At 71.0% G+C, this 4,679-nt stretch carries 7 protein-coding genes; 4 read left to right on the top strand and 3 right to left on the bottom strand.

Annotated features, from left to right (window positions below; genetic code table 11):
• Positions 1-150: 150 nt before the first annotated feature.
• The gene (locus Air01nite_RS40555; RefSeq protein WP_089248056.1) at positions 151-324 is read left to right on the top strand and encodes a DUF4236 domain-containing protein; all 174 of its coding nucleotides are present in this window, start codon (positions 151-153) and stop codon (positions 322-324) included.
• 75 nt (positions 325-399) lie between these two features.
• Positions 400-897, top strand: a complete 498-nt coding sequence (locus Air01nite_RS40550; RefSeq protein WP_239091304.1) for a potassium channel family protein — start codon at positions 400-402, stop codon at positions 895-897.
• Here Air01nite_RS40550 and Air01nite_RS40545 read toward each other — a convergent pair.
• A complete protein-coding gene (locus Air01nite_RS40545; RefSeq protein ID WP_203708816.1) occupies positions 865-1,440 on the bottom strand; it encodes a TetR/AcrR family transcriptional regulator in 576 nt (191 codons plus the stop codon). The two genes, Air01nite_RS40550 and Air01nite_RS40545, sit on opposite strands and share 33 nt — an antisense overlap.
• An 80-nt stretch (positions 1,441-1,520) precedes the next feature.
• Between Air01nite_RS40545 and Air01nite_RS40540 the strand changes: the two genes are divergently transcribed.
• Positions 1,521-2,726, top strand: coding sequence for an alpha/beta fold hydrolase (locus Air01nite_RS40540; RefSeq protein WP_203708814.1), 1,206 nt, complete (start codon positions 1,521-1,523; stop codon positions 2,724-2,726).
• On the opposite strand, the gene Air01nite_RS40535 is transcribed toward Air01nite_RS40540, so the two are convergent.
• Positions 2,723-3,616 (bottom strand): hypothetical protein, encoded by an 894-nt coding sequence (locus tag Air01nite_RS40535; RefSeq protein WP_239091303.1) that lies wholly within the window; start codon positions 3,614-3,616, stop codon positions 2,723-2,725. The two genes, Air01nite_RS40540 and Air01nite_RS40535, sit on opposite strands and share 4 nt — an antisense overlap.
• 24 nt (positions 3,617-3,640) lie before the next feature.
• Positions 3,641-4,159 carry a VOC family protein gene (locus tag Air01nite_RS40530; RefSeq protein WP_203708812.1) on the bottom strand — a complete coding sequence of 173 codons (519 nt, stop codon included), beginning with the start codon at positions 4,157-4,159 and terminating at the stop codon, positions 3,641-3,643.
• Between the two features lie 49 nt (positions 4,160-4,208).
• Between Air01nite_RS40530 and Air01nite_RS40525 the strand changes: the two genes are divergently transcribed.
• The gene (locus Air01nite_RS40525; protein WP_203708820.1) at positions 4,209-4,658 is read left to right on the top strand and encodes a MarR family winged helix-turn-helix transcriptional regulator; all 450 of its coding nucleotides are present in this window, start codon (positions 4,209-4,211) and stop codon (positions 4,656-4,658) included.
• Positions 4,659-4,679 lie beyond the last annotated feature (21 nt).

The raw sequence follows: 4,679 nt of genomic DNA, 5'->3' as shown, positions 1-4,679 counted from the left end.
GTGGTTCCAGCCGGCGCCTGGGTCCGCCGCAGCCCGGTCAGGACTTCGACACAGACCCTGGGGACGGTTTCGCGAGAAGACGTTCCGGGAACATTCTCGCCCGACCCCGGCGCCAGAGACGCCGTGGGCCGAGACGAGAGGTGCCTGACCATGGGTCTGATGTTCCGTAAGCGGAAGAAGATCGGCCCGATCATCCTGAACTTCACGGAGAACGGTTTCAGCTCCTGGAGCATCAAGATCGGTCGCTGGTCGTGGAACTCCCGGGCACGCGCGCACCGCGTCGACCTGCCGGGACCGCTGTCCTGGAAGCAGGACAAGAGCTGACCTCCCCCGTTCGTGGCGCCCTCCGGTCGTCGGAGGGCGCCACGCGCGCGTCCAGCGCTAGGTAAATTGTCCGATGTGACCAAAGCGGCGTTCCTACGCACCCTCGCCGCGGTCGTGCTCCTGGTGGTCCTCTACTACGTGATACCGGTCGAGCCCGGTGTCAGCGGCTGGCGTCTGGTGCTGCGCAGCCTCGGCGCCTGCGTGTTCCTCGCCGGCGCGATCACGCTGGTGGTCTGGCAGATCCGGCGCAGGATGCGGTCCGACCAACTGCCGCTGGACGGGCTCGCGGTGGCGCTGGTCGCGGGCGCGGTCGCGTTCGCGCTCGCCGACTACGTGCTGGCGATCACGAACGCGAGCCAGTTCGAGGGCCTGGAGACCCGGACCGACGCCCTCTATTTCGCACTGAGCACGTTGTTCACGGTCGGCTTCGGCGACATCCACGCCGCCGGCCAGGGCGCCCGGATCCTGGTCATCTTCCAGATGGTGTTCAACATCGTCGTGCTGGCCACCGGCGCCTCGCTGCTCGTCAACCAGGCGACCTCACGGGTGCGCTCCCGCCGCACCGGCAGCTAGACGATCCGGCGCGAGCATCCCTGCGAGCAGGACGTCCGACGCCATCCGGCGCTGCTCGGGGGTGTCGGTCGCCTTCGTCATGCGGAGGAACATCGCAACGTCGTCGACGGTAAGGCCCGCACGGAGGCCACCCGCGGCGCGCAGGCGGCTCGTCGTGGGCTCCACGACCTCCGTGAGCAGGCGCAGGGCGTGCTCAAGGGTGCGGCCACTCGCGTACGCCAGCTTGTTGAACGCCTCTCCCTCGGCCTCGGGCATGGTGCAGCTCTCCGTGAACATCGTGCGGAAAGCCTCGCCCGGGTCCGGGATCAGCGCCGCACGCTCGGCAGCCTCGAGAGCCGGCCGCATCAGCTCGGTGAGCACCGCCTCGACGAGGTCGTCCTTGGTCGGGAAGTGCCGGTAGAGGCTGCTCGCCGCCAGGCCGGCGCGCCGCGCGACCTCGTCGAGCTTGACGTCCGGGCCGCGGTCCAGGAAGACCTCCGCGGCGGCCTCGATCAGCCGCTGCCGGTTGCGCACCAGGTCCTTGCGCTGTGTGACGGCACTCATGGCTGAAATGGTAGCAGCACTCCGACTTTGGGCTACGGTGAAACGAGAGTTCCACTCCCATATTGAAGGAGAACGCGAGCATGCCCACGGAAGACCACATGCGCTCCGCGCTGCACAGCTACCTCGACGCCCTCAACAACCTCGACCTCGACGCCGCGCTGGCCCTGTTCGCGACCGGAAGCACGCTGGAGGACCCCGTGGGCACCGGCGTCGCCGACGCCCACGAGCGCCTGCCCCGGATGTTCGCGCAGGTGCCCGCCGGCTCCACGTTCACCCTGGACACGCCCATCCGCACGTCGCACGGATCCTCGGCCGCGATGGCCTTCACCCTCCGGACGGTCATCGACGGCACACCGGTCCAGGTGCGGTCGCTGGACGTCATGGACTTCGACGACGACGGCCTGATCACGCACATGAACGCCTACAACGGCCCGTCGGACCAGCAGATCGGCGGCTTCGAACAGGGGTACGCCGTGGCGAACGGGGTGCGGCTGCACTACGAGGTCGGCGGTGAGGGCGAGCCGCTCGTCCTGCTCGACGGCTTCCCCCGCACCACGCACAGCCTCCACGGGATCATGTCGGAGCTGGTGAAGCACTACCGCGTCATCGCCGTGGACTATCGCGGCCAGGGCGGCTCGGACAAGCCCGCCGACGGCTACGACAAGAAGACCATGGCGAAGGACGTGTACGAGCTGGTCCGCGGGCTGGGCTACGACAAGGTGAACATCGCCGGCGGGGATATGGGCGGGATGGTCGCCTACACGTTCGCCGCGAACCACCCGGAGGCCACCGCGAAGCTGGCGCTGTGGGACGCCGGGCCGTTCGGTCGGTCCCACGCCACCATCAGCGCCTTCCCGCCGCCGGGTGCCGGCAACACGTGGTGGTATCCGCTGAGCCGGATCGACGGCCTGCCGGCGAAACTGCTGGCGGGGCGGTTCCGGGCGGTGATCGACTGGGCGGCCGACCACTTCGCGGTCCACCCCGACAAGATCACCGAGCAGGACCGGGAGATCTACGCCAACGCGTACGACTCACCGGAGGCGGTGACCGCGGCCTTCGCCGCCTACGGCGCGTACCACCAGGACGTGGCCGACAACGCGACCTACCCGCCGCTGACCATGCCCGTGCTGGTCCTCGGCAACGGTGCGACGCTCCCGTTCCTGAAGGCGGAGCTGGCGGACCTGTTCCCGGCCGACGCCCGCTACGTCACCATCGAGGACACCGGCCACTACATCGCGGAGGAACAGCCCGAGGCCCTCGCCGCCGAGCTGGCGACGTTCTTCTAGGTCGAGATCACCACGTCGCCGCCGAGGCGGCCGGTGGGTGGGTCGCGGGTGAGCTGGCCGGCGGTGAGCAGCGAGGTGAGCACGCGGTTGGCGTCGGCCGCGCGGTAGACCGTGTCGGTGACGGTGAACCGGCGCAGGTCGGTCACCGTGGCCCGGCCGACCTCGGCCAGGTGGGCCAGCAGCTCGCGGCGCAACGGGCCCGGGTGCGGGCGCTCGGAGATGTCGAGCAGGTGCCCCTCCGGGTCCTGCGGGTCGCGGTAGCGGACGCCGGCGTACTCGTCGACCGCCCACATCGCGTCCTTGAACGCGTCGAGGCTCTTGCCCGCGCCGGTCGCGAACGCGACCAGCCGGGCGGTCCCGTCGCGGGCCACCAGCTCGACGTCGGCGACCAGCGGGAACCCCGCGGCGGCCAGGGCGGCCCGGTGGTCCCGGGCCCCCGCGGCCAGCACGAGCAGCAGCTCGCCGGGCTTGCCGCGGGCGACGGCGGCGAGCGTGCCGGCGGCCGGCTGCGGGCCGCCGGCGGTGTCGAGGAAGGCCAGCAGCGGCGCGCCCGCGGCCGAGGCCGCCGTGAGCACCGCCGGCAGGGTGTCGACGCCGCCCTCGACGGCGTGGATGTCCAATCCGGATGGACGGTCGAGCTCCTGGTAGACGGCGTCCAGCGCGGCCCGGTCAGGGCTGGGCGCGACCACCGGGGCGGTCAGCCGGCGGCCGCGCAGCAGGTCGGTGAACTCGTCGAACACCCGCAGCGCCGCCTCGGGCAGCCCGTCGGGCGCGCCGCCGTAGGCCTGTGCGAACGTCGCCCGCTTGGACCTGTGCAGGGCGGCCGGCCCCCACGCGTCGAGCTGCCGCACGAGGATCTCGCGTACGACATCGTCGATCGGCCCGCCCATTCCTCCATTTTGGCGGAAAAGGCGTCACGCGGGAACGGAGATGCCGACACCGCCTCGCGTTCGGCCGCCGTAGCGGGCCTTCTCGGCGTCGAGATCGAGCCGGCCGATCCGGCGGCGGGCGGCGAGCGTGCCCTCGTCGAGCTTGTCGGCCGGCACGAGCCAGACGATCTCGAACTCGAGCCCGTCGGGGTCCTTGCCGTACAACGACTTGGTGCTGCCGTGGTCGGAAGCGCCGGCCAGCGCGCCCGCGGCGGAGAGCCGCTCGGCGGTCGCGGACAGCTCGTCGAGCGTGTCGACCTCCCAGGCGAGGTGGTAGAGGCCGACGGTGGCGCGCCCGGCCGGCGACGGCCCCGCGCCGGCGACCTCGAACAGGCCGAGGTCGTGGTCGTTGGTCGAGTCGGGCGCCTGCATGAACGCCGCGCCGGCGAAGCCCTCGGGCGTCATCGGGACCCGGCTGAAGCCGAGCACGTCCTGGTAGAAGGCGACGCTGCGGGCGAGGTCACTGACGAAGAGGACCGCGTGGTTGAGTCGGTGGATGCCCATGTGTCCAACGGTAGCGCTCCATAGTTGAGAGTTCAACTATGCGCGTATGATGGTGGTCATGACGCGATGGCTGGACGACCAGGAGCAAGCCGCCTGGCGTGCGTTCCTCGGTGCCACCCGGGCCCTGATGGACGCCCTCGACCGCGAGCTGCAGCACGAGGCCGGCATGCCGCACGCCTACTACGAGATCCTCGTGCGGCTCTCCGAGGCACCCGAGCACATGATGCGGATGAGCGAGCTGGCCGACGCCTGCGGCTCGTCGCGCAGCCGCCTCTCGCACGCGGTCGCCCGGCTGGAGGAGTCCGGCTGGGTGCGCCGCCAGGACTGCCCCACGGACCGCCGTGGCCAACTCGCGGTGCTCACGGAGGAGGGCTACCGCGTGCTGGTCGAGGCGGCGCCGGGGCACGTCGAGGGCGTCCGCCGGCACCTGTTCGACCGCCTCACCAAGGACCAGGTCGCCGAGCTCCACCGGATCAGCGACGCGATCTTGAAGGGCTAGGGGTCTGTGTCGAAGTCATGG

Origin of the sequence: Asanoa iriomotensis, from assembly GCF_016862515.1 — a bacterium.
GTDB classification, from domain to species: Bacteria; Actinomycetota; Actinomycetes; order Mycobacteriales; family Micromonosporaceae; genus Asanoa; species Asanoa iriomotensis.
This window is presented reverse-complemented; position numbering and strand designations above follow the sequence as displayed.